General features: G+C 47.8%; 19 protein-coding genes and 1 tRNA gene. 5 read left to right on the forward strand and 15 right to left on the reverse strand.

Features of this window, described 5'->3' with window-relative positions:
- Positions 1–133 precede the first annotated feature (133 nt).
- The 10 genes from FXO21_RS01455 to FXO21_RS01500 form a co-directional block, all read right to left on the reverse strand.
- Complete coding sequence (locus FXO21_RS01455; RefSeq protein ID WP_149638430.1) at positions 134–1,018, reverse strand: AraC family transcriptional regulator; 885 nt, start codon at positions 1,016–1,018, stop codon at positions 134–136.
- A 202-nt stretch (positions 1,019–1,220) separates the two neighbouring features.
- Positions 1,221–3,008 (reverse strand): RagB/SusD family nutrient uptake outer membrane protein, encoded by a 1,788-nt coding sequence (locus FXO21_RS01460; RefSeq protein ID WP_149638431.1) that lies wholly within the window; start codon positions 3,006–3,008, stop codon positions 1,221–1,223.
- Positions 3,009–3,018: 10 nt separating this feature from the next.
- Positions 3,019–6,273, reverse strand: coding sequence for a SusC/RagA family TonB-linked outer membrane protein (locus tag FXO21_RS01465; protein ID WP_149638432.1), 3,255 nt, complete (start codon positions 6,271–6,273; stop codon positions 3,019–3,021).
- Between the two features lie 309 nt (positions 6,274–6,582).
- Entirely contained in the window at positions 6,583–7,338 is a 756-nt protein-coding gene (locus FXO21_RS01470; RefSeq protein WP_149638433.1) for a 3-keto-disaccharide hydrolase, read from the reverse strand.
- 22 nt (positions 7,339–7,360) lie between these two features.
- Positions 7,361–8,266: a sugar phosphate isomerase/epimerase family protein gene (locus FXO21_RS01475; RefSeq protein ID WP_149638434.1), complete on the reverse strand. Its 906-nt coding sequence runs from the start codon at positions 8,264–8,266 to the stop codon at positions 7,361–7,363.
- Positions 8,267–8,277: 11 nt separating this feature from the next.
- Positions 8,278–9,414: a Gfo/Idh/MocA family protein gene (locus tag FXO21_RS01480; protein WP_149638435.1), complete on the reverse strand. Its 1,137-nt coding sequence runs from the start codon at positions 9,412–9,414 to the stop codon at positions 8,278–8,280.
- 140 nt (positions 9,415–9,554) lie between these two features.
- Complete coding sequence (locus tag FXO21_RS01485) at positions 9,555–11,879, reverse strand: alpha-galactosidase (protein ID WP_225865525.1); 2,325 nt, start codon at positions 11,877–11,879, stop codon at positions 9,555–9,557.
- Positions 11,880–12,002: 123 nt separating this feature from the next.
- The gene (locus FXO21_RS01490) at positions 12,003–13,214 is read right to left on the reverse strand and encodes an MFS transporter (protein WP_149638436.1); all 1,212 of its coding nucleotides are present in this window, start codon (positions 13,212–13,214) and stop codon (positions 12,003–12,005) included.
- A 28-nt stretch (positions 13,215–13,242) separates the two neighbouring features.
- A complete protein-coding gene (locus tag FXO21_RS01495; protein ID WP_225865526.1) occupies positions 13,243–13,893 on the reverse strand; it encodes a FadR/GntR family transcriptional regulator in 651 nt (216 codons plus the stop codon).
- Between the two features lie 96 nt (positions 13,894–13,989).
- Positions 13,990–14,721, reverse strand: coding sequence for a sulfite exporter TauE/SafE family protein (locus tag FXO21_RS01500; protein ID WP_225865527.1), 732 nt, complete (start codon positions 14,719–14,721; stop codon positions 13,990–13,992).
- Positions 14,722–14,876: 155 nt separating this feature from the next.
- Between FXO21_RS01500 and FXO21_RS01505 the strand changes: the two genes are divergently transcribed.
- The 3 genes from FXO21_RS01505 to FXO21_RS01515 all read left to right on the forward strand — a co-directional run bounded on the left by FXO21_RS01505 (position 14,877) and on the right by FXO21_RS01515 (position 16,894).
- Positions 14,877–15,602, forward strand: coding sequence for a hypothetical protein (locus FXO21_RS01505; protein ID WP_149638438.1), 726 nt, complete (start codon positions 14,877–14,879; stop codon positions 15,600–15,602).
- Between the two features lie 90 nt (positions 15,603–15,692).
- Positions 15,693–16,028, forward strand: coding sequence for an ArsR/SmtB family transcription factor (locus tag FXO21_RS01510; protein WP_149638439.1), 336 nt, complete (start codon positions 15,693–15,695; stop codon positions 16,026–16,028).
- 20 nt (positions 16,029–16,048) lie between these two features.
- Complete coding sequence (locus tag FXO21_RS01515) at positions 16,049–16,894, forward strand: SRPBCC family protein (protein WP_149638440.1); 846 nt, start codon at positions 16,049–16,051, stop codon at positions 16,892–16,894.
- 18 nt (positions 16,895–16,912) lie between these two features.
- Here the strand turns inward: FXO21_RS01515 and FXO21_RS01520 are convergent, their stop codons facing one another.
- Together FXO21_RS01520 and FXO21_RS01525 are read right to left on the reverse strand one after the other, a co-directional pair.
- The gene (locus FXO21_RS01520; protein ID WP_149638441.1) at positions 16,913–17,212 is read right to left on the reverse strand and encodes a hypothetical protein; all 300 of its coding nucleotides are present in this window, start codon (positions 17,210–17,212) and stop codon (positions 16,913–16,915) included.
- Positions 17,213–17,245: 33 nt separating this feature from the next.
- Positions 17,246–17,821: a metal-dependent phosphohydrolase gene (locus FXO21_RS01525; protein ID WP_149638442.1), complete on the reverse strand. Its 576-nt coding sequence runs from the start codon at positions 17,819–17,821 to the stop codon at positions 17,246–17,248.
- 258 nt (positions 17,822–18,079) lie between these two features.
- On the opposite strand from FXO21_RS01525, the gene FXO21_RS01530 reads away from it, so the two are divergent.
- Positions 18,080–18,448: a hypothetical protein gene (locus tag FXO21_RS01530; protein WP_149638443.1), complete on the forward strand. Its 369-nt coding sequence runs from the start codon at positions 18,080–18,082 to the stop codon at positions 18,446–18,448.
- Between the two features lie 112 nt (positions 18,449–18,560).
- Complete coding sequence (locus FXO21_RS01535; protein WP_149638444.1) at positions 18,561–18,941, forward strand: iron chaperone; 381 nt, start codon at positions 18,561–18,563, stop codon at positions 18,939–18,941.
- Positions 18,942–19,047: 106 nt separating this feature from the next.
- On the opposite strand, the gene FXO21_RS01540 is transcribed toward FXO21_RS01535, so the two are convergent.
- From FXO21_RS01540 to FXO21_RS01550, 3 genes are all read right to left on the reverse strand, one after another.
- Positions 19,048–19,122: transfer RNA gene (locus FXO21_RS01540), tRNA-Val, on the reverse strand.
- 19 nt (positions 19,123–19,141) lie between these two features.
- Positions 19,142–20,455: an MFS transporter gene (locus tag FXO21_RS01545; protein WP_149638445.1), complete on the reverse strand. Its 1,314-nt coding sequence runs from the start codon at positions 20,453–20,455 to the stop codon at positions 19,142–19,144.
- Between the two features lie 78 nt (positions 20,456–20,533).
- The gene (locus FXO21_RS01550; RefSeq protein ID WP_149638446.1) at positions 20,534–20,989 is read right to left on the reverse strand and encodes a hypothetical protein; all 456 of its coding nucleotides are present in this window, start codon (positions 20,987–20,989) and stop codon (positions 20,534–20,536) included.
- Positions 20,990–20,992 lie beyond the last annotated feature (3 nt).

A 20,992-nucleotide genomic window follows, 5' to 3' on the forward strand; every position in this document is an offset into this window, starting at 1 on the left:
GATGCGTTTTGATGACAGAATAGCTGCTTTTCGGATATAGCGGTCCCGTGTTATGAAAAGGAGTTTCATAACAGCCTGCATAATCACTTTTGATCAATTATAAAAATTCAGTCGGCGGACCCAGGTTTGCCGGTCAGGCCCTTTTTTGTAATAAATGGATTTGTTTCTTGAATTCCCTGGGCTGCATATTGTAAATGGTTTTGAAGTGGCGGTTAAAATTGGAAAGATTATTAAAGCCGCATTCGTAGCATACTTCCCCGACCCTTCGTTCCGATTGCATTAATAATTTGGCGGCATGCCCGATCCTCAGTTCGAGCAGAAAAGATGAAAAAGTCTTACGGGTCCTGTATTTGAAATACCTGGAAAAAGCCGAAGGCGTCATGTTTGCGAGCTCGGCAGCCTGTTCGAGCGAAATATGCTCCTTGAAACGTTCACCTACATAAGAAAACACCCCGTGTAAACGCTCTTCATCCGTCTCGTGCAGTTCCAGCAGGCTGGACGATGAAATCGCACAACATTCTGATTCTTCACAGGTAGCCATTACCTGGAGAATTTCCATCAGGGTCAGCCAGCGTTCAAATCCATTGGTTGTAGCCACAATTTTTTTCAGGGTCGAGGCAATTTTAAGGTTGGCTGCGCCTGTAAACTCCAGCCCGTATTTGCTTCTGTGTAAAAGCTTGCGTATCCGGTCCATTTCGGGCAGTTTCAGGGTTTCTCCCAGTGATTCCTCGGAAAAATGGATCACGATGGATTTGGCCCTCAGCTCGGATTCAATGTTATAATAATGCTCATCGTTTCGGTACATATGCGGGAGATCGGGGCCTACCAACACCAGATCTCCCGGCTCAAAAGTTGTAATGCTGTCTCCTACATACCTGGTTCCGCAACTTTCCGTTACCAGCACGATCTCATATTCGGGATGATAGTGCCAGGGGGTCGGATAATATGGATAGTCGAAATCGCAAATGACGAATGACTGTCCCGACTCTTTGGGTAAACGTTCCAACATTGCCTTCATAATGTTCGCTAGTGTTGAATGTGCTTGTGCATAATAAAGATCTACTTAACCTGTTTGTGAAATTATGCCACTTACCGATAGTATTCTAGCATCCTGGAGATAAAAATTGATACTATTTTGATAAGTTGACAGATCTTTAATGAAAATGCATTGCAAACGTTTGAAATATATGTTTTTGGGAAAGAGCCGGGGCAGTCGGTCACTATTGATATAATGGGTTTTGTATCAGTGCTTTGTTTCGGTTCATCTCGTTCATGCGGATCGGGACGAAGTAAAATTTCGGGTTCCACTGCCGCTTCTGTACCGACGCGATCGTTGCATATACCGGAGTGGTCGTCACCTTGTCGGCGTTCAGCTTGTGAAGAATATCGACACCTCTGGCATCTTTATATGCCTGGTCTGCGATCATCCATTGTCTTACATCGAAGAAACGATGCTCCTCAAAAGCCAGCTCGATGCGGCGCTCCCAGCGGTATGCTTCAACCAGGGCAGCGCCTGCTGCGGTAATGGCAGGCATTCCCACTCTGTCCCGGACCATATTGATGTATTTTTTCGCCTCCACTTCTTCTCCCAGGCCAATGCAGGCTTCGGCGTAGTTCAGCAATATCTCGGTGTACCGCATAAAGCGCCAGGGCGATTCCTGTCTGAAAACCTGCGCGTCGTAAGCCGGGTCTATTCCTTTTTTCAGATAATAACCCGAATACGTACCATTCCAGTCTTCGATCGGGCTTTTTCTGGTATCTACCCCGGGTATTACCGTCACTGAATTGGACTGGGCATTCCATCTTTGATAATTTCCGGTTTGTATGATACCGTTCGGATCCAGCCCTTTTACATCAGCAGTACGCTCTCTCCATTGAGCGCCATCGTAGAGGATCGAGGCGTAAAAACGAGGGTCCCGGTTGGTGTATGGCCTGGCAGCATGCAGCGGATTGGTCCAGCTGAACCTGCTTCCGTCGCGCATCGGGTAATCATCCACCATCTGCCCGATGGGCGTGTTTCCACCCCAGCAATGGTATCCGTTCGGGCTGTTGAACAAACCCGGATTAGCTCCGTCCCCGTCGAGTCGCTGAATGAAATATCTTACGAAAATATCCTCTGAGGTTTCTTTAAGGAGGAATATCTCACCATAAGTCTTCGCCAGGTCTTCGTCGATTTTCGAGTCGGTTTTATGCAAATTGTATATGCCTAAATCGATCACAGCCTTAGCTGCATCTTTGGCCGCTTTCCAGCGGGCAGCCCTGTTTCCGCCCACATATCCTATCAATTCTTTGTTGGCATAACCAGTTGCCCAGGCCCCTTCGTTATTGAACAGATCCCGTGCTGCATATAACAATACCCTCGATTTGAGTGCCAGCGCGGCGCCTTTGCTTGCGTGGCCTTTGTCGGCAGGAACGATCAGCTTGGCCGCTTCGTCACATTCGGAAACGATGAAATTGATACACTCCTCAAAGCTGTTGCGCTTAATTTCGTAGCTTTCGTTCAGTTTGTAGGCTTTGTCAATGATCGGGACACCGCCGTAAACCGACACCAGCATGGAATAGAGATACGCTCTCAAGAAATGTACCTCGCCCCTGAACCTATTTTTCTGTGCATCGTCAACAGCCGTGGCGGATTCTATTTTTTCAAAAAACACATTGCAGGCGCGGATATTCAGATACGCATTTTCCCACAAAAAAGAGGAACTGTAACCCAGACCAAACGCAGAATAATCGCTGGGACTGATATTGCTCATATTCAGATTGCTCGTACCGTGATCCCAGACAACCATCGATTCGTCTACAAAACTGGCGAATTTGTGTTGCTTTTGTCCGTGACCAATGCCACGGTAAATATTATTGACAAAACCCTGAATTAAAGAAGCATCCTCTCCGTTCCAAACGTTCTGGTCCGAGAACTGGTCAAGCGGCTGTAATTCCAGGGCATCCTTGCAGGACGTACCTGAAAAGATCAGTGCGATCAGCATTGCAAAACAGACTATTTTTCTCATCTCCATATTTTTAAAAAGTGACTGATATTCCACCATTGATAACTCGTTGCAACGGATAGGCGTAACCGTTTACGTGATTGTCTTCCGGGTCAAAATCAACCATATCGGGGCTGTAAGTGAGCAGATTGGTCCCGTTGACGTAAATCCGCAGATTCTGCATGCCTATTTTTTGTGAAAATTTCGGAGGCAGTGAATATCCCAGTTCCAGGTTTTTAAGCCTTACATAATCGGTTTTCCGGAGATAAAAGGTATTGCGGTTGGCGCGCCAGTATTCGTCGAGACGGTTGGATGCCCGTGGTTTTTCAGCATTGGTATTTTCCGGCGTCCAGCGGCCATCGTGGTCTTCTTTCAGGTAATTCCCAAAGTCGCCTGTACTTTCAAAGGACAGGAACCGTACAGCACCTGCCGCACCCTGGAATAAGAAAGAAAGATCGAATCCTTTGTAGTTAAGATTGAGGCCCAAACCTGCCTGAAAAGTGGGAATGTCGCCTTTTTTGTTTCTCACCCGGTCGTTTGCATTGATAATGCCATCTCCGTTAACATCTTTGAAAATGATATCCCCCGGTCTTGCATTCGGCCAGTGTATTGAGTTGTCAATTTCTGCCTGGTTTTTGTAAACACCGATGGCTTCGTAGTAAAGATCGTTATTGGGGTTATTGGGGTCCGAAGGTGCTGGCCGGCCGGTCGACCGCTGGTAGTCGGGTGCACCCGGGGCTTCGTCCCAGAACGTGATTTTGTTCCTCGCATAGCCCCCATTGAGCGAAATTCGATAATTCACTTCCCCGATCTTATCATCATATCCCGCTTCAAAATCGAAACCTCTGTTGGTCATTTTTCCGATATTCTCCCTCGGTAAAGTAAGGCCCGTGCTGGCAGGTACCGAAGCATTCCGCTGCCATAGCATTTGCGAACGTTTATACTGGAATATGTCCAGCGTAGTGTAGAGCTTGCCTTTCAGAAAACTGAGGTCAATGCCGAGATTGGATTGATTAGCCACTTCCCAGGTCACATTCGGGTTCGGGATACGTGATTCGGACAACGTGATCTGCTCCTGTGTCTTGTCGAAAATATAACTTTGAGTAGTGATGCCGTACGAGGTCATATATTGCCACTCGGCGATCCGGTCATTCCCGGTTTTACCGATCGACGCCCTTAGTTTGGCACTGGTAATCCCGCTCAGGTTGCTTTTCCAGAATTCTTCTTCCGACAATCTCCACCCAAGCGATAATCCGGGAAAGAAGCCGTATCGTTTTGCTTCGGGAAAAATGTAAGATCCGTCTACCCGCCACACAAATTCGGCCAGGTACTTTTCCTTAAAATTGTAATTGACACGTCCGAAATAATTCATCCGGGCATTGTGGTTGGCAGTTCCCTGATTGTCTTTCGCTTCGCCCCCGCCTACATTCATGATATCCAGTGACGCAGACGCGAAATATCGTCTGTAAGCCCCGAATGACTCTCCATTGCCTCTGCGGTTTTCCATCCCGGCCAGGAACTTGATGTTATGAGAAAGCCCGAATGTTTTTTCATAATTGAAAAAGCCGTTCAGCAAAATGTTCTGCACATCGCCCATTGTCTGGAACAATGCGGCATCGGGCTGGCCCATTTTATTTCTGGACAATACCGGTGTTTCATTTTGGTCAAAAGTTTGTCCGTCCCAGGAATACAGGTACCAGGGCTTCTGAAACCGCTTGCGGACGGTAATCGTTTTGTCGAGACTCGCATTTCCTGTAAATGAAAGGCCTTCCACACCCGGAATGGTCACATTGACCCTGAAATTGCTGTTTATCACATAGTTTTTCTCCCTGTCATACCCCCCGGCATCCGTTGCGATCACAACCGGGTTCATTCCGTAGGCCAGGTCTGGCCCGGGCATTCCGTTCGGCCAGAAACCGTGGGAAGTCGGTTTGCTGAGCATGAGCATCCAGAACAAGTCGGTAGCCGAATCGTCCCGGTTCCGCGTAGCCGCCCGGTGCCTGTCTTCCATGCGGGCTGCCATGTCAAACCCAAGCTTGATGTGTTTGCTTACCTGCGCGTCCAGGTTGGTCCTGAAATCGTATTGATTGAATTTCGTAGCACTGTTGTTGTACATCGCCCCCTGGTTTTTAGCCCCGACCGACACAAAATACTTCACGGACTCGCCGCCTCCGGAAACATTCATGTTGGCGATCGTCTGAGGCGACCATTTACGGAACACCACGTCAAACCAGTCGGTATTCGGATAGCGCCACGGGTCCGAACCATCGGCAAATTTCTGAATGGCCTCGTTACTGAACCTGCCCGGCCTGCCGCGATAGGAATCTACCTCGTTGAGCGCCGTGGCATATTCCGCCGCATTGGTCATAGATGGCAGTCTCGTGGGTTGCTGGATGCCCTGATTGAGACTGAGTGAAACCTGCGGCTTGCCCGAGGCTCCTCTTTTCGTTGTGATCAGGATAACGCCGTTGGCCGCTTGAGAACCATATATAGCGGCAGAAGCGTCTTTGAGAACGGTTATGGATTCGATGCTGTAAGGATCGATGCGGTCCAGTGAACGTCCCGGCACGCCATCCACAACGATGAGCGCACTGTTGTCGCCCAGGGTATTGATCCCTCTGACCCTGATCGTCGTCCCGTCGCGTCCGGGCTCTCCGCTTCTCGTTACCGCTGTTACACCTGCCATCCGGCCGGCGAGACTATTACTGACGTTCACCGCCGGGGATTGGAGGATTTCAGCCCCTTTCACCGTGGTGATGGAGCCTGAAAGGGTTTCTTTTTTGGAAGAACCATACCCTACCACGACCACTTCCTCGAGGGACTTATTGTCAACAGCCAATACTACATCCATGCTGCCCGAAGCTGCGGGGACAGACACCTCTTTGGTGGCATAACCGATGAATGAAAATATCAGTATTGTTTCCTCCTCAGGCATCTGCATTTCATAATTTCCATCATTGTTGGTAATGGTCCCTCTTTGCGTGCCTTTGATGACGACGCTCACGCCTGGTAGTGTTTCTCCATTTTCACCGGTGACTTTTCCTTTAATATTTTTATCCAAAATAATCTGCGACTTCTCTTCTGACGGCCCGCCTGCTCCTTGTTCAGGTGCATTTCCCAAAGCCGGACCGGATAACGTGTTTGCATATACGTCATCAACGATTGTAATGCCTTTACCGGATGCGGCATAGCTGCCAGCACCGCCAGACGAAAGCAGACAGACTAAAAATAGAAAGGCGGGCCACTTGGGAGCAGCGCCTTTCGGGACAGGATCCTTTTTCTTTTTCATTAGGTGATTGATAAATTGGTTAAAGGTTCAGGAGTAGTAGCAATGGGCAAAAGGTGTCCAACTACCGGTCTCAGGAAAACCGGCAGATATATCGTAAAGGCATACATATAACTCAGACAATGCAGATCTCAAAATCTGCTCAAATACAAAGGGAACTCCGTTTCATCTTTGAGTGGAACCGGCTATAAAATTCGCTGCATTTCAGGTACTACAAAGGTGTTGTTATCAATGTTATTATTCCAATAAGTATTAGGCGATTATTGATACTTTTTTATCGAATATGAATATTTACGTCTGGTTACATTGCATCTATAATTCTCTGATCCAGATATTTCTGAAACCAACTTTGGCGCCGTGCTCCTGTAACATCACCGACGCTTTACCATGCGGTTCATAGCGGGGAATTCCTGCATGCTGAATGGTCCCCTGTATCTCAAAATGGTTGATGATCAGAACACCGTTCTGGACAACGGTAACGTAGGCAGGTTTTTCAACGGTACCGTTATGCCTGAATTGCGGCGCGGTATAATAAATATCATACACATTCCACTCGCCCCGTTTGTTAGTGGAATTTACCAGAGGAATTGCCTGCTTGTAGAGGCTCCCGCACTGGCCGTTGACGTATATCTTGGAAGCATCCTGATGCGAATCGTATATCTGTACTTCATAGCGTTCCTGCAGGTATACGCCGCTATTGCCTTCATTGAGGTGGCCGGGATCTGAGCCCGGGTACATCATGAATTCGATATGCAGCTGGCAATCGCCAAATTTCTGTTTGGTCTGGATATTACCCGCGCCCTTTTCGGTAACCAGCACACCATTTTGCAACTCCCACTGACTGGCTGCCCCGTCTTTGGACGACACCCAGTTTCCCTGATCTTTCCCACTAAAAAGTACGATAGCGTCCGAGGGCGGAGCGTCATTTTCTTTCCCCGGCGCTACGATTTTAGGCGTGGGGCTCCATACTTCGGTAGCTTCCGGTTTCGAATAATCCTTTTTAGTATCCTGGGCAGAAGCAGTGAAGCCGAGGCCGGTCAATCCAATGTAAAAAAGTATTTTCTTCATTTTATTAATATTTAAACGAAAATCAGCGACCGGTTGCGAGGAGTTTGCCGTCTAAAAAAGACTTGGCACGGGGGACATCGCTTTCGGCCAGATGCTCGATAATGATGGGGATATTCGGGTGATCCCTTCCCAGCCGGTCCAGGTAAAGGTCGTAGTTAAGTGCGCCCAGCCCCGGAGCAGGCAGCTCGATCATGCCTACGCCGCGCAGTGCGTGCGCTTCATCCGCGTCGATATCGGCAAACTGGATTCCCTGGTGACTATCAGCCAGTTTGACATCTTTCGCGTGTGCGATTTTAATCTTATCAGACAATGCATTGAAAATCTGACCGAGGGTTTTGTCCATCTGGCCGATATTGTGCTCTTCAAAATAATTGGTGGGATCCATTAACAATCCCAGGTTGGGTGAGTTGATATCTGCAAAAAGCCGCAAGGTTTCCTCTACCGATCCGATCACATTATTGACGTAGGTTTCAACCAGGAAGGTCACACCATGTTCACGTGCAAACCCTACAATATCCTGAATAACCTCGCGGCAGTCTGCGTACCCTTCTTCGGTTTTGTTTTTCGGGTGGTGTACCCAATCGCTGTCAGGGTCGAAAGTGCCCGTTTCACTGATCACGTAGGGAGAGCCCAGGTCCCGGGCGAAACGGATGATCTGTTTCAGATGGGCAAGATTAGCTTTTCTTTTTGCAGGATCGGGGTGCACAAGGTTAGTATAACCCGAAATACAGCAGACAGGCAGGTCATGCTTTCGGAACGTGTCCCTTATCTTCCGGCACTTGTCCTGGCTGATATTCTCTGTAGAAAGATCCAAGTCTTTAAAAGTAACGTCGAGCTGCACCGTATTGAAACCTAATTCACGAATCCGCAGTGCTGTTTCCTCTAAGCCGTACGGAAAATATCCTGTAAATATGCCAACCTGAATCATAGTATTGAAAGTTAGTGATGGATGGACGGGACGTTATGACCTGTTAATATTTCGTCAATTGCAACGGCCCGGTGTTCCCTGAAAGAGCGGTAGCAAGCCTCGACCAGCGCCATGGTTTTAAGATTGTCTTTCCCGCTGATCTCAGGCTCGCGGTCCTCTTCAATGGCGCACATGAGCTGCGCCATGGGTCCTGCAAAGGCGTCGGGGAACCACACTTCCTTCCAGCGTGGCCTTTGCCAGCCGGCATGTTGGGTCGTGGTAAAATCGAGGGTACTGGGTACCGGGAGCGGGTAGTCCGGCCAGCCGATGTTTCCCTTGGCTATGCCCTCGGTACCTTCCACCCGCCACTTGATGTAAATATCGCTTTCGGCACCTTCCCGGGCCGGGCCTGTCCAGACATCGTCCCAGGCAGAAGCGCGGAAACCGTTTTCATACTCCAGAATGTACAGTGCGATCCCATCTTCATGGGCAAATGTAGCGGCATTCCTGGGGTCCTCAGCAACACTGGCATACACACGCTGCGGATCGCCGAAAAGGAAGCGGAAGGTATCCAGGTGGTGGATACTCATGGTACGGAGCGTAGCCCAGCCGAGTTCTTTTTGCCAGGGCATCCAATGCGGAATGGCACGCATGTCGATAGACGCAAATACGGGTTTGCCGAGGTAACCTTTGTCCAGAATATCCTTGCAGGCCCGGATAGACTGATCGTACCGCATATTCTGATTGACGCCCAGTGCGATACCAGCTTCCTCACAAAGCCTTACGATTTCCTGCGCCTCGGCGAAGTTGATCCCCAATGGTTTTTGTGCCAGGATGCCCTTGATGCGGCCTGCATGTTTGATTGCATCTTTCACGATTCCCAGCAATAACTGTGGAGGCACAGCTATGTCTACAATTTCAACTTTCGGATCGTGCAGGAGTTCCTGGTACGTATTGTAAACCGTTTTGATCCCATGACGATCTGCCACGGCCTGGCTGTTTGCGCGGTTGCGCGAGGCAATGGCGACAGGATTAAAGCCTGCATTCCTGTAAGCAACGAGGTGGCAGTCGGCCATGATGAATCCCGAACCGATGCAACCGATTCCTATGCTTTTGTCCTGCGGCAGGCGTGGGAGATATTCGAGATCTGGGCTGGGAGATACTTGCATTCGGCTTTGTGATCAGAGTGTTCCAAAGCGTCAAAGTTGATCTATTTAATCGGATTCATCCAGTACTTTTATACCAAAAAATTAAACTATTTTGATATAAAAATTTACTTGTAGCACTGGTAAGTTTCAATTCTACCCACTTACAACGCTTTTTTGACCTCAGGCAACCAGTGATCCAGCAAATCGCGGCAGTTGATTACCTTTTCCGCCAGATCGTTACGTACATAGAAATAATGATTGGATGCTTCAAAGCCCAGCCGACTGTCATTATGCTGTAATATGGCCATGCGTTTGGCCAGCTTCATTTCGTGTCGAAGGATATTTTCAAGTTCGGTCACCAGGTTTGCCGCCCGCTTTTTATCCCTTTCCGCAGCCAGCTTGTCTCTGGTCACCACAAATAACGCCTGGTTGGCGACGCTGCTGTAATGTACCGCCACGGTTTCAGCCACGCCGCACTCGTCGGTCACAGCCTTGCGCATGTGTACCGATAATGGCATATCCACAATTTCTCTGCGTAAATAAGCGAGCGCATCGTGAAAACCCGCGGCCACCTTTTGCAGCTGTGAAATAAAAATCTCAACCGGATAATTGGCCCGCCAGCTGTTTACATCGTCATATGCCAGACCAACCATACTCGCTTGATAGCCAGTAGGTTTTGACCATAATAAACTCGATGGCCCCGCCTGTAAAGGTGCCGAGTAAACCACGCCGACATGGTAAGGAAATTCACTGAAAGCCTTGCTGAATTGCCGCCAGGCCTTTGTTACCGCCACGCCTGCAGCACCATACCTGCGTTCGGCCACTTTCTGCATAGCCTCCGGTGCCGTGATCATTTTGCTGCCTCCCATTTCGGCAACGATTTCAAGATTAGGAGAGGGATAGCCACCCAGTGTCCAGCCCAACATAAGTCCGTCAACCTGTGTATTACGCAGATTTTCGGCATGTCGCGCCACGTTTTCCATGGCCGGGATATAGGGAACGGCTGCGATTTCCCAGGTACAGCCAGCCTGGATTTTCGCAATGGTTTTCAGACCGTTTTTCCGGGCTATTTCCCAATGCCGCAACGCACGCGGTCCCGGACCTACCGATGATATCGAGTACTCACCTACCTTGTTTTTTACGCCGCCGCGGTTTATTTCAAGGTCCCACTCGCTCACGCTCATCAGCGCGGCGGTTTTAGGCAATGCAGGAATAATATCTTCAGCCCAACCCTCCTGCCAGCCCCAGTCCCAGACAATCAGTCCCGGACCTTTTTGTTGTTTATGGTTAGCCAGGCCTTGATTGATACCTTTCAGATAAAGCTGGTTCAGTTCGGCGATCACCTCAGACGGACCACGTTTTGAACAGCGCGGGCATTCTGCCCCTTTTCCGTGCGACCAGCAATTGGTATGGTTTTCTGATGCGGTAATAGAAAAAAAGCCGGCCAGCTCGGGCACCCTTGATGTGATGGTCGCCATCGCCTCTACCAGATATTGCTGTACTTCGGGGTGGCTCGTGCAAAGCGATGCCTGCCCGCCGATCTGCACACCTTTCAGGTCCGGGTGTTTTTCAAAAAAGGCGAGTGGCATGAACCGGGGTTCATTGAGGTATAGATAAATCCCGATCCCGTGCTTTTTAGCTTTTGCAACCAGTTTGCCCAGATTTTCGAGCCGCTGCTCCCAATTTTCGCTTAGAGCCGGGTCCCACGGGAAGGGTGTAATTTTGGAAAGTACGATGTGCATCCAGGTTCCGTCCATCCCCGAAGCCGCCATTTGCGCAAGGTAACCGTCGGGATATGGATCAATGCCGGACTGCAAGAGCGGATCGCCGAAAAGGGCAAAATAGGCATATCCGAATCTTGGCGAAAAACCGGAAGAAGTTTGTTCAACTGTGTTTTCAGGTGCTTTCGACAATTCTTTTACAAACTCGAAAAGCGGCTGCCCATCCTGTGACAGCCCATCCGGGAACTCTTCACGCATAACATCCGACAGCCATTGTTCCCGCTTTTGTACCAACCCGGAAGAAGCCCGGAATTTTACCGGTTCGCATTCAGGTTTGATGCTACCCAGTTTGATATAGAAAAAATCATCCTCCTGTAACGTAAAACTCAGTTTTTCATCTGTCCAATCCAGCAGTTCCAGCAGTTGCTCCCTGGGCAGCAGGTGCCAGTTCCGCCTGATCACTGTGAGGTAACTCCGCTGCTCCTGGTCAGACGAAACCGGTTTTGCGGCGGGAAGCCCGATCGTACTGGCAAGCCTGAGTATATCCTCCGTTTTTGCGCCGGTCACTGTGGCAAGCCGTTCCGTAGACACCAGACCCCAGTTTCTCCATATAAAAGCATGCAGTTTGTCAGGAAAATGGGGCAAGGCAACGGCCTGCTTTTTAATCGAACGGGCAGTTGCCAGGGTGAATGATGGCGGGATAGTCAGCAACCCAGTCGTAGCCAGCGTGGCAGATCTCAAAAACTCTTTTCGCGTCAATGTCATTGTGTTCCAAGGATTTACAGCTATAAGTTTATCGGGCGGCTCAAACAAAGACGCCCCGATTTGCCCCCAACCACCGGCATCGACAAGGTACCAGTCATTGCTTCTCTTCTAATTCATTGTTGATCAGGCATTTTTAAGTTTCGGCAAAAGGCTTGTGATAATGCCTATCAAGGGCAAAAAAGCGCAGAGTTGAAACACGTATATGATACTGGTTTGGTCAGCAAGGCTACCTAATAAGGCAGAACCAAGGCCACCCATACCGAATGATAAGCCAAAAAATAATCCGCCAATCAGTCCCACCTTGCCAGGTACCAACTCCTGAGCGTAAACAACTATCGCGGAAAAGGCGGACGAGATAATCAATCCGATGCAGACGGACAGAATGGTAGTCCAAAACAAATTCGCGTAAGGTAACAGCATAGTAAAAGGAGCTGCTCCCAGGATCGAAATCCAGATCACGTATTTACGACCAAAGCGATCACCCAGCGGGCCTCCGGCCAGCGTCCCAATGGCAACAGCTGACGAAAATATAAACAATTGAATCTGGGCATCCTGTATACCCAAACCGAATTTGTTCATTAAAAAGAACGTATAATAACTGGTCATCCCAGCCAGATAGACATACTTTGAGAAGATCAGAACGAGCAGGATCACAAGGGAAAAAACAACCTTGTTGCGACCTATTAAAGGATTGGCAGAAGATGCGGTTTTAGTGGTTTTAGGCAGCACGCTTCCCTTGTACCATTTTCCGATATTAAATGCCAGCAATCCACCCAGTATAGCAGCCACTGCGAACCACATAATGCCATGCTGGCCCAGCGGCGCAACAATCAGCGCGGCTAACAAGGGGCCTAATGCGCTACCACTGTTGCCGCCCAGCTGGAAAAAAGACTGAGCGAATCCCCGTTTGCCTCCGGACGACAAATGAGCAATGCGTGATGATTCGGGATGAAATATGGACGATCCAATCCCAATGAGGGCGACAGCAATCAGAACCAGGCCAAAAGAATTTGCCCAGGCCAGCGACACTATTCCGACCAGGGAAAAAGCCATTCCGGCAACAATAGAATAAGGCTTGGGATTTTTATCTGTGTACAGCCCGATAAACGGCTGCAGCATGGAAGCGGTTAGCTGATAGCACAGGGTCACCAGGCCGATTTGGGAAAAACTGAGATGAAAATTGACTTTGAGCATTGGGTAAATGGAGGCGATGACTGCCTGCATGGTATCATTCAGCAAATGTGCAAAGCTGATCGCAAAGAGAATTGGGTAGACGGTTTTCTGAGATTGCGGTATCGGCGTTGGCAGTGGCTGCGTAATCGACTTATTCATCATATCATCTGATGTTTTTTGGTAAATGAAATTAACGTTTTAGAATTTGTCTGGCATAATTGAATGCATCTTCCTCGTTCCCTTCTTTAATGCTCAAAAACAACGACTGATGCAGGTCGTTGGTTTCGATAAACCTGCTCGTGTCCGGGTGGATTTGTAAAAACCAACTTTTCAACCGGGAAGAAAACGCCTGATACAGATCAGCCAGAATATCGTTGCCGGAAGCTTTGGCAATACTCAGATGAAAGTTAATATCCGCTTGTATGCATTCCTCCGTTTTTCCCTCATGAGAGGTTCGAATTCGTTCTTTCAGATACTCCTCGATCTGATCAAGCTGCTTTTGTGTATGATTGACGGCCGCTTTTTGCGCAATATCAACTTCCAACAATTGCCTTACTTCATCAATATCTTTTGCAGCTGCACGTTTCAAACGTTGATGCAGCGGTTCGCTGTTTTCCGGATTCTCCACAATGAAGGTCCCGACGCCTTGCTGAACGCGCAACAATCCGGAATTTGCCAGCATCCTGACCGCTTCCCGAACCGTAGAACGGCCAACCCCGAATTGTTTCATCAACTCCGGCTCGGTCGGCAATTGCTGACCAGCTACAAAATGCCCAGAATTTATAAAGGCGATCAGCTGACTTGCGACTTCATCAGCAAGGGATTTTCGATTAATTGTCATATTCATCATATCATCTGATGACGAAGATAATTCTTCTTCGTCAGATTTTGATTAGATACCTTATTGAGGACGAAAAATAACGCCTGCAACAGTCTATTACTGGTAGGAAGTATGAATAATGAGGAATGCTCCCATGGTAAGCAGGCCAATGTAGACGTATTGATAGAAGTCTTTGCTTTCCAGTTTATTATTGAGGTACCGTCCAAAAAAAATTGCCGGTATTGCAGCAGGAGCAGCGTATGAAAAATGAGTCAGTACTTGTTGCGTTATTAGTCCTTTGTAGCCGTATCCAATGATGCTTGCTGAACTAGCCACAAAAAAGTACGCTTGTAAGGTCGCTCTGAACTGGTTTGCACTCCAACCACGCAACTTCCCATAAACGACCAACGCAGGTCCATTTATGCCATAAGCTCCTCCGAAGACGCCGGAAAAGAAACCGCATACAAAAAGCCAGGCCCGGTCACTGCTCACATTGCTGAGCGTTTGTTTTCCGAAAAGAGAATAGAGGGAATAGACAACCAGCAATATCCCCAAAAGAAGTTTAATCCAAAATACGCTGGCAAAAAACAACAGCATAAGGCCAACGGGTATTCCCGGCAACGCATAAAAAATAAGCCATTTTGCACTTTGAAATTGGACTTTGCTATGATCCTGGATGACGACAATGAGGGCAATCAAAATTGAAAGAAGTACGGACAAGGGAACAGAAACGCCGATGGGCAGGAACAAGATCAGAAGCGGTACGGCAATCAGAGACTCGCCGAATCCAAATGTCGAACGGACGAGTGTCGCAAAAAAACTGATCGACATGATAAATAAAATGGTCATAGTAATTGTAAATAATTTAAAATCAATAGGCAGATCACCGTCTTTTTAATCAGCGATATTACCAGAAAAAAAGTAAAAATACCGCCTATGTATTATGCATTGCATAGTACCTTGCATTGTACTTAATTGTCTGAACAAAAACTTGACACGCGTTAATGGTTGAACCTACTAATACTCCCGATTTTTGGTTCCCCGGCCGTTGGATCGGCGGAACCTCTATGATTATCGGGCCACTCCTGCTTCTGACTGCTCAGATTCTTATAGTAGAATTTGACTTTTTCTTTCCCCAGCAACTGACAGCTTACCATGCGCATCCGACCCGCCTTGCTACAGCTTACAACCTTTTCCTGGCAGGTAATATTCTGCTCTGGCCGGCAGTACTCACAGTAGCGAGGTATATTGGTCAAAAGAAACCAATGCTGGGATTATGGGCAGGGACATTGGTTATGCTCGGGCTATTTGCGCGAACTTTTCACTATGGCATTAACCACCTGGCTTTTCAGCTGGTCGATGTGCAAAATCTGGAAGTGGCGACAAAGGCCGTCGCAGATTCCTACGGCGCTTTCCACATTGTATCGGTTTTGTCAGCCGCTATTATGCTCGGTTGGATTATGCTGGCATTTGGTGCTTATCGATCCGGCTTACTCAACCTGGTTCATTCCATATGCCTGGGTCTGATGTCTGCTTTAATGCTGGGAGTGCTCAAAGGGGCTTCGCCGGTGTCTGTTTTATGCACTGCCGGGCTCTGTGTTGCATTTATTCCTCTGGGTATAAGGGTGTTGTCTGACGGGCCTAAACCTGATAGTCGGAATATAATTCTTTGGCCACTGGCTATTTTGGGCACAGCTGCCCTCATGTACTTTTTTGGACAGGCAGGTTGAGTTGCCCATGCCCTACTCAAAAATATTCCAAAAAGATTTTGTGTAACCAAATGGTATCATATACATTTGTAACTATATGGTTTCAGATATATGGATTTAAGAAGAGATGTATTTCAGGCAATAGCAGACCCGACCCGCCGGCAGATTATTGATATATTGAGTGATCAGTCCATGAATCTGAATGCGGTTTCAAGTCATTTCGAGATCAGCCGGCCGGCTATTTCCAAACACATCAAAATTCTGACAGAATGCGGGCTGGTCGTCATCAGGCGCGAAGGCAGGGAGCGCTATTGCAGTGCGGATGTGCGCAAGCTGGGCGAAATAGACCAGTGGCTAAACCGCCATAGGAAATTCTGGAACAGCAAGCTAGATGCGCTGGGCGATTTTCTCGAGCGCGGTATTGATAGTAATTCAATGGAAGATTAACTCGATAAAAACCAATTAGCATGGAAGCAAAACCACTGATCCTTGAACGCACCTACAATGCCCCCATCGAAAAAGTATGGGCCGCTATTACCGACAGAAAGCAAATGAAAGAATGGTATTTTGAACTCGATGAATTTAAAGCTGAAAAAGGGTTCAAATTCCAGTTTACCGGAGGAGATGAAAAAGTACAGTACCTGCACGAGTGTGAAATACTCGAATCTGACCCGCCACGGAAGCTCAGCTACTCCTGGACTTATCCGGAATACAAAGGCTATTCAGTGCTGACCTGGGAACTGTTCAGTGAGGGTGAGAAAAAAACCCGGCTCAGGCTGACCCATCAAGGATTGGAAAGTTTCCCTCAGGAAAATCCGAATTTCCGTGTCGAGAGCTTCTCCGGCGGCTGGAATTACTTCGTAAATGAGGCGCTGCCTAAATTTGTGGAAACAGAAACAATCTCCCGGCATATTTCCATTCATGCCTTATCCGAGGTAATCTGGAATATCCTGCTGAACCCCGGTGGCCAGTGGGGTAAGGCTTTCGGCGAAAACGCGATTGCCAAAAGCGACTGGAATCCAGGCTCCAATGTGGTATGGACTGATGAAACCGGAGATATATGTGCCTTCGGGATCGTGGCCGAGCATCGTCCGGGCGAATATTTGCAGGTGGATATGTACGATGATATTGACCCGGCACCAGGTACCCAAACCGGTGCGTATTCAGAGAAATACAAACTGACTAAGACCAATGATGAAAACTATGTACTGAGCATCGAAGCTGGTCCGCTTGCTAAAAAAGACATTCAGCAGCACGCAGCAATGTGGGACCAAGCCGTGGAAATTATCAGGGACTTAGCCGAAAAGCGCTAGTCTGTGCCCACAAAAACGCTACCCGGCCGAGTATGCCAGCAAAACCTGACGTGAGCACTCCCCTTTCAGATAGTTAATGGCCAGAACAGCGATTGCCTTGGCTGGCTCTGACCCGGCTTTCATTGGTATGTCGGCATAATTGCTCGATTTCTCCGATAAAATTTCCAGCGCCAGCTCATAACCCTGCGCAATCTGCTCCTTCCTTATATCGTGCCGATCCGGGCTGGCGATCCTGGCCCGGATCTGTCTGATTGTGTCATTAACCTCTTCATCTGTGGGTGTAATGTGCTCAAAATCCTTTTGTTCAGACGAATTCATATTATTTTCTTTAAAATTTCTGCAGGCCGGCTTTCAGGCTGGCCGCTTCTTTTGCAAACTTTCATAAGCGGCGGTAAACAACCGGCAGCATTCGCTGTAAAGCGCCGGATTTCCTTTGTCAATACGCCAGATATATTGGTCGATCTCAGCCAGGTAAATTCTGGCAAAGGAAGGATCCTCGGCAGTGATCGAGAGGATATTGTCCATAATATCTGCATATTTCACTGTTTGGGCGATTGGCCTGGACAAGATGATCCGCGCTGCTTCCATGAGCTTTCGCTGCTTTCTGTTAAGCTTCGGATATCTGGATGATGTGTATTTATCAGTGAGATCGTCAACACTAGCCAGTATCTCCGCATCCTCTTCCACACTGTAACCTAAACTGATCAGCAACGAAGACAATGTTGCCAGTGAGCATTCGGTATCCTCGATCAGGTCATGGCAAAGCGCTATTTCAATCTCGCAGCCCGACTGAACATATCCGCTAACCCGGTCGGCCACGCTGAGCAGGTGCGTATAATAGGGCTGCCCGGAGTATTTCCGCTTCTGCGAACCGTGCAATTGTTTTACAAAGTCAAACAATTGCCATTGTCTTTCTGTAAGCTCCATGGTGTCGTCTGTTTGCAGCTAATATTGCAGCTGTCTGCATCAAAGCCTCTCAGCTCAAATAACAAAATTATATCAGCTAATCAAAACCTTCGAAATAAACCGTGAAAGTAAGTCTGCCTGCCGCTGAACGTGGAAACCAATCTCACGCGGTCAGGCGGGATAGAAAAATATTTAGTATTATTTTTGGAAAAAATTTAAAGATCACTACAACCATCGCTTGCAAACCGGGTCGTGATTGCGTAATATAACCTAAACACTATGAAACTATTCCACATCATTTCAGCTGTTTGCATTTGCACATTATTGATTTCGTGCAATCACGAAGGTCCCAAGGCGGATTGTGGATGCGACGGCCCTACAACAAAGAGGTTTCAGGACGTAGCCGTCTCTTACCTCGGCGACGGTTACTTTTTGGTACCGCAGAAAAAGGAAGGTTCTTCGTACTCAGATCAGATAACGGCACTAATAGCGTGCAATATGGATAGTTCCTGGGCTGTCAGCACAAGCCCGACGATCGCTAACTACATCATAAGCGGCAATATGAAAATGAGTTGTCCTGATGATTTTAACCGTTTATGGGAAGGTTATCAGCCTGCCACCATTACAAAAATTGAAGCAAAGCGCTAAACTCAGATTCAAAACGTAAAAAAACAGTTCTGAAAAAATGAAAAGTAGACTAGCCATATGCGCTGTCTTAAATATGCAATAGCTTTTAAATGTATCATACAGATAGAAACAGATGGCAAAGACAGATTACAAGTCCATAGACGAATATCATAGCGTATTTTCAGGTGATACTGCTCAAAGAATGCAGCAAATCCGCCAGGCCGTCCATCAGATTGTTCCGGACGTGCAGGAAATGATCAGCTACCAGATACCTTGCTTTAAATACAAGGGATACCTGATTTATTACTCGGCTTACACTAACCACATTTCGCTCTCCTATCCTTTCAGTGACCAGCTTTTGGCAAACTTCAAAGAAGACTTAAAGCAATATAAGGTCAGCAAATCAGCTATTCAATTCCCAAATAACGAACCACTTCCGATGGATCTGATCACCGGGATCATCAGGTTCAGAAAATCGGAAAATGAAATGGCTGCCGAGAAGGGAAAGAAGTAAGCGAAGCCAGCGAGACACTTGCTTTCAGATAAAATCCTGCTATACTGCTTTAAAACAAAAAACTCGCCGTATATAAGTAAATACCAGCGAGTTAAATATCATTTTGTAGGACGTAGCGGGTTCGAACCGCTGACCTCCGCCCTGTCAAGGCGGCGCTCTGAACCAGCTGAGCTAACATCCTGTCGAGCCGCGATATTAAATCAATTTTTATTACGATCCAATTCGAAACGATAAACTTTCCGCGACGGAATCCGCCAGAGCAGCATGAGCCCGATTACGAAAATGACCAGCAACGCCAGGATACTATTGCGCATACTGCCAGTGAGCTGCTCTACAAATCCGTAGATAAACGTACCGATCACAATGGCCAGTTTTTCGGTCACATCGTAAAAACTGAAATAGGAAGCAGTGTCGGTCACATTCTCGGGAATCAGCTTGGAAAATGTCGACCTTGAAAGCGATTGAATCCCGCCCATGACCATACCTACTGTGCAGGCAACCATATAAAATTCAATTGCCTCGGTAGTATAATAGGCCCCGGTACAAATGCCGATCCAGATGCAAACACCGATCATCAAAGCGTAGATATTGCCGATCTGTCCCGAAAGCCAGGCGAAAGTAAAAGAGCCGGCAATTCCGACCAGCTGTATCAGCAAAACGGTGATAATCAGGCTTTGCGAAGGCAACCGAAGCTCGGAGGCACCAAAAATCGTGGCCACGTACATCACCGTGCGCAAACCCATGGTATAGATAAAAAATGCGCTCAGAAATTTAGCTAAATACGGTTGCTGCCTAAGCGTTGAGTACACTTTTTTCAGCTGAATAAAACCGTTGAATATCCAGTTGCCCCCTTTTTGCTTTCCCCCGTTCGCTTTGGGTAAATAATGAAAAGGGATCTGTGCAAACAGTATCCACCACACGCCGACAGTGAAAAAGGAAATCCTGGCCGGAAGTGATTTCTGGGTGATACCATAAAAATCAGGGAACAAAACCATGCTCAGGTTGAAAAGCAGCAGCAGCACGCTTCCCAGATAACCCATTGAAAACCCGCGCGCGCTGTAACGGTCGAAATTTTCCTCGGTAGCAATTTCAGGCAGATACGAGTCATAGAATACAATGCTGCCGCTCCACCCGATCAGGCTCAGGCCGAACAAAAAAATGGACGAAAGCAGTGTGTCTTTTGTAAAAAAGTACAAGAGCATGCAACTCACGGCGCCCGTATAACAGAAAAGCTGCATGAACCGCTTCTTTTTACCGGTATAGTCGGCAACGGCTGTGCAAATGGGGACCAGCATGGCCGTGATCAGAAAGGAAATTGAAACCGTGTACGAGAACAGCACCGAGCTTTTTATCTGGAAACCCAGAAAATCCACTTCCCCGCTGGCCGACGCACTCAGGGCGGTGGCGGAGAAGTAAACGGGAAAAATGCTGGAAACGATGACCAGCGCGTGCACCGAATTGGCCCAGTCGTACATACACCAGGCATTGATCACAGAGGGTATATTCTTTTTCATTCCAAGTATTTGGCACAAAATAAGAAAAGCGGCAGATCAATTCCGCCGCTTCCGCAAATTTATATCCTTTCGGGCCGATCAGATCGCCGGCTGAAATACCATAATCGTTTCCTGGTCTTTTCCATTGACAGGCATCGTGCTTTTCAGGCGCATTTTGCTATTGGTCAGCTCCTCAACGCCAAACTTTCCTTTAAAACCCGAGATATCGATATCAAGCGTTTTGTTGTCTTCAATCAGATACCAGGTACCGCCATTGATTACCTGTTTGGATTTCTGGTCAATGGCCTTGGTAGAATTGTTCTGAAAAAATTGGATGTCCATTACCGATTTGATCGCCTGGGTCTGGGTGTTGAGCTGGTTCATGGGAATATCCTTGCCTGCCAGGTCTGTCACTGTGGACATGCGCCAGGGATAATTAACCAGTATTTTGGCCTTTTCTGTCGGCTGAGGCGTTTCGTTCTTATCTTTGCTCTTGTCACAGGCTGATACAAAAAGTGCCAGAAACAAGCAGGTCAGCAGGAGTAATTTTTTCATATT

Source organism: Dyadobacter sp. UC 10 (assembly GCF_008369915.1).
Classification (GTDB): domain Bacteria; phylum Bacteroidota; class Bacteroidia; order Cytophagales; family Spirosomataceae; genus Dyadobacter.

Coding starts and splice junctions, on each gene's coding strand:
- FXO21_RS01455 (WP_149638430.1), bottom strand. CDS start 1,018: ATGAAGGCAATGTTGGAACGTTTACCCAAAGAGTCGGGACAGTCATTC.
- FXO21_RS01460 (WP_149638431.1), bottom strand. CDS start 3,008: ATGAGAAAAATAGTCTGTTTTGCAATGCTGATCGCACTGATCTTTTCA.
- FXO21_RS01465 (WP_149638432.1), bottom strand. CDS start 6,273: ATGAAAAAGAAAAAGGATCCTGTCCCGAAAGGCGCTGCTCCCAAGTGG.
- FXO21_RS01470 (WP_149638433.1), bottom strand. CDS start 7,338: ATGAAGAAAATACTTTTTTACATTGGATTGACCGGCCTCGGCTTCACT.
- FXO21_RS01475 (WP_149638434.1), bottom strand. CDS start 8,266: ATGATTCAGGTTGGCATATTTACAGGATATTTTCCGTACGGCTTAGAG.
- FXO21_RS01480 (WP_149638435.1), bottom strand. CDS start 9,414: ATGCAAGTATCTCCCAGCCCAGATCTCGAATATCTCCCACGCCTGCCG.
- FXO21_RS01485 (WP_225865525.1), bottom strand. CDS start 11,879: ATGACATTGACGCGAAAAGAGTTTTTGAGATCTGCCACGCTGGCTACG.
- FXO21_RS01490 (WP_149638436.1), bottom strand. CDS start 13,214: ATGATGAATAAGTCGATTACGCAGCCACTGCCAACGCCGATACCGCAA.
- FXO21_RS01495 (WP_225865526.1), bottom strand. CDS start 13,893: ATGACAATTAATCGAAAATCCCTTGCTGATGAAGTCGCAAGTCAGCTG.
- FXO21_RS01500 (WP_225865527.1), bottom strand. CDS start 14,721: ATGACCATTTTATTTATCATGTCGATCAGTTTTTTTGCGACACTCGTC.
- FXO21_RS01505 (WP_149638438.1), top strand. CDS start 14,877: ATGGTTGAACCTACTAATACTCCCGATTTTTGGTTCCCCGGCCGTTGG.
- FXO21_RS01510 (WP_149638439.1), top strand. CDS start 15,693: ATGGATTTAAGAAGAGATGTATTTCAGGCAATAGCAGACCCGACCCGC.
- FXO21_RS01515 (WP_149638440.1), top strand. CDS start 16,049: ATGGAAGCAAAACCACTGATCCTTGAACGCACCTACAATGCCCCCATC.
- FXO21_RS01520 (WP_149638441.1), bottom strand. CDS start 17,212: ATGAATTCGTCTGAACAAAAGGATTTTGAGCACATTACACCCACAGAT.
- FXO21_RS01525 (WP_149638442.1), bottom strand. CDS start 17,821: ATGGAGCTTACAGAAAGACAATGGCAATTGTTTGACTTTGTAAAACAA.
- FXO21_RS01530 (WP_149638443.1), top strand. CDS start 18,080: ATGAAACTATTCCACATCATTTCAGCTGTTTGCATTTGCACATTATTG.
- FXO21_RS01535 (WP_149638444.1), top strand. CDS start 18,561: ATGGCAAAGACAGATTACAAGTCCATAGACGAATATCATAGCGTATTT.
- FXO21_RS01545 (WP_149638445.1), bottom strand. CDS start 20,455: ATGAAAAAGAATATACCCTCTGTGATCAATGCCTGGTGTATGTACGAC.
- FXO21_RS01550 (WP_149638446.1), bottom strand. CDS start 20,989: ATGAAAAAATTACTCCTGCTGACCTGCTTGTTTCTGGCACTTTTTGTA.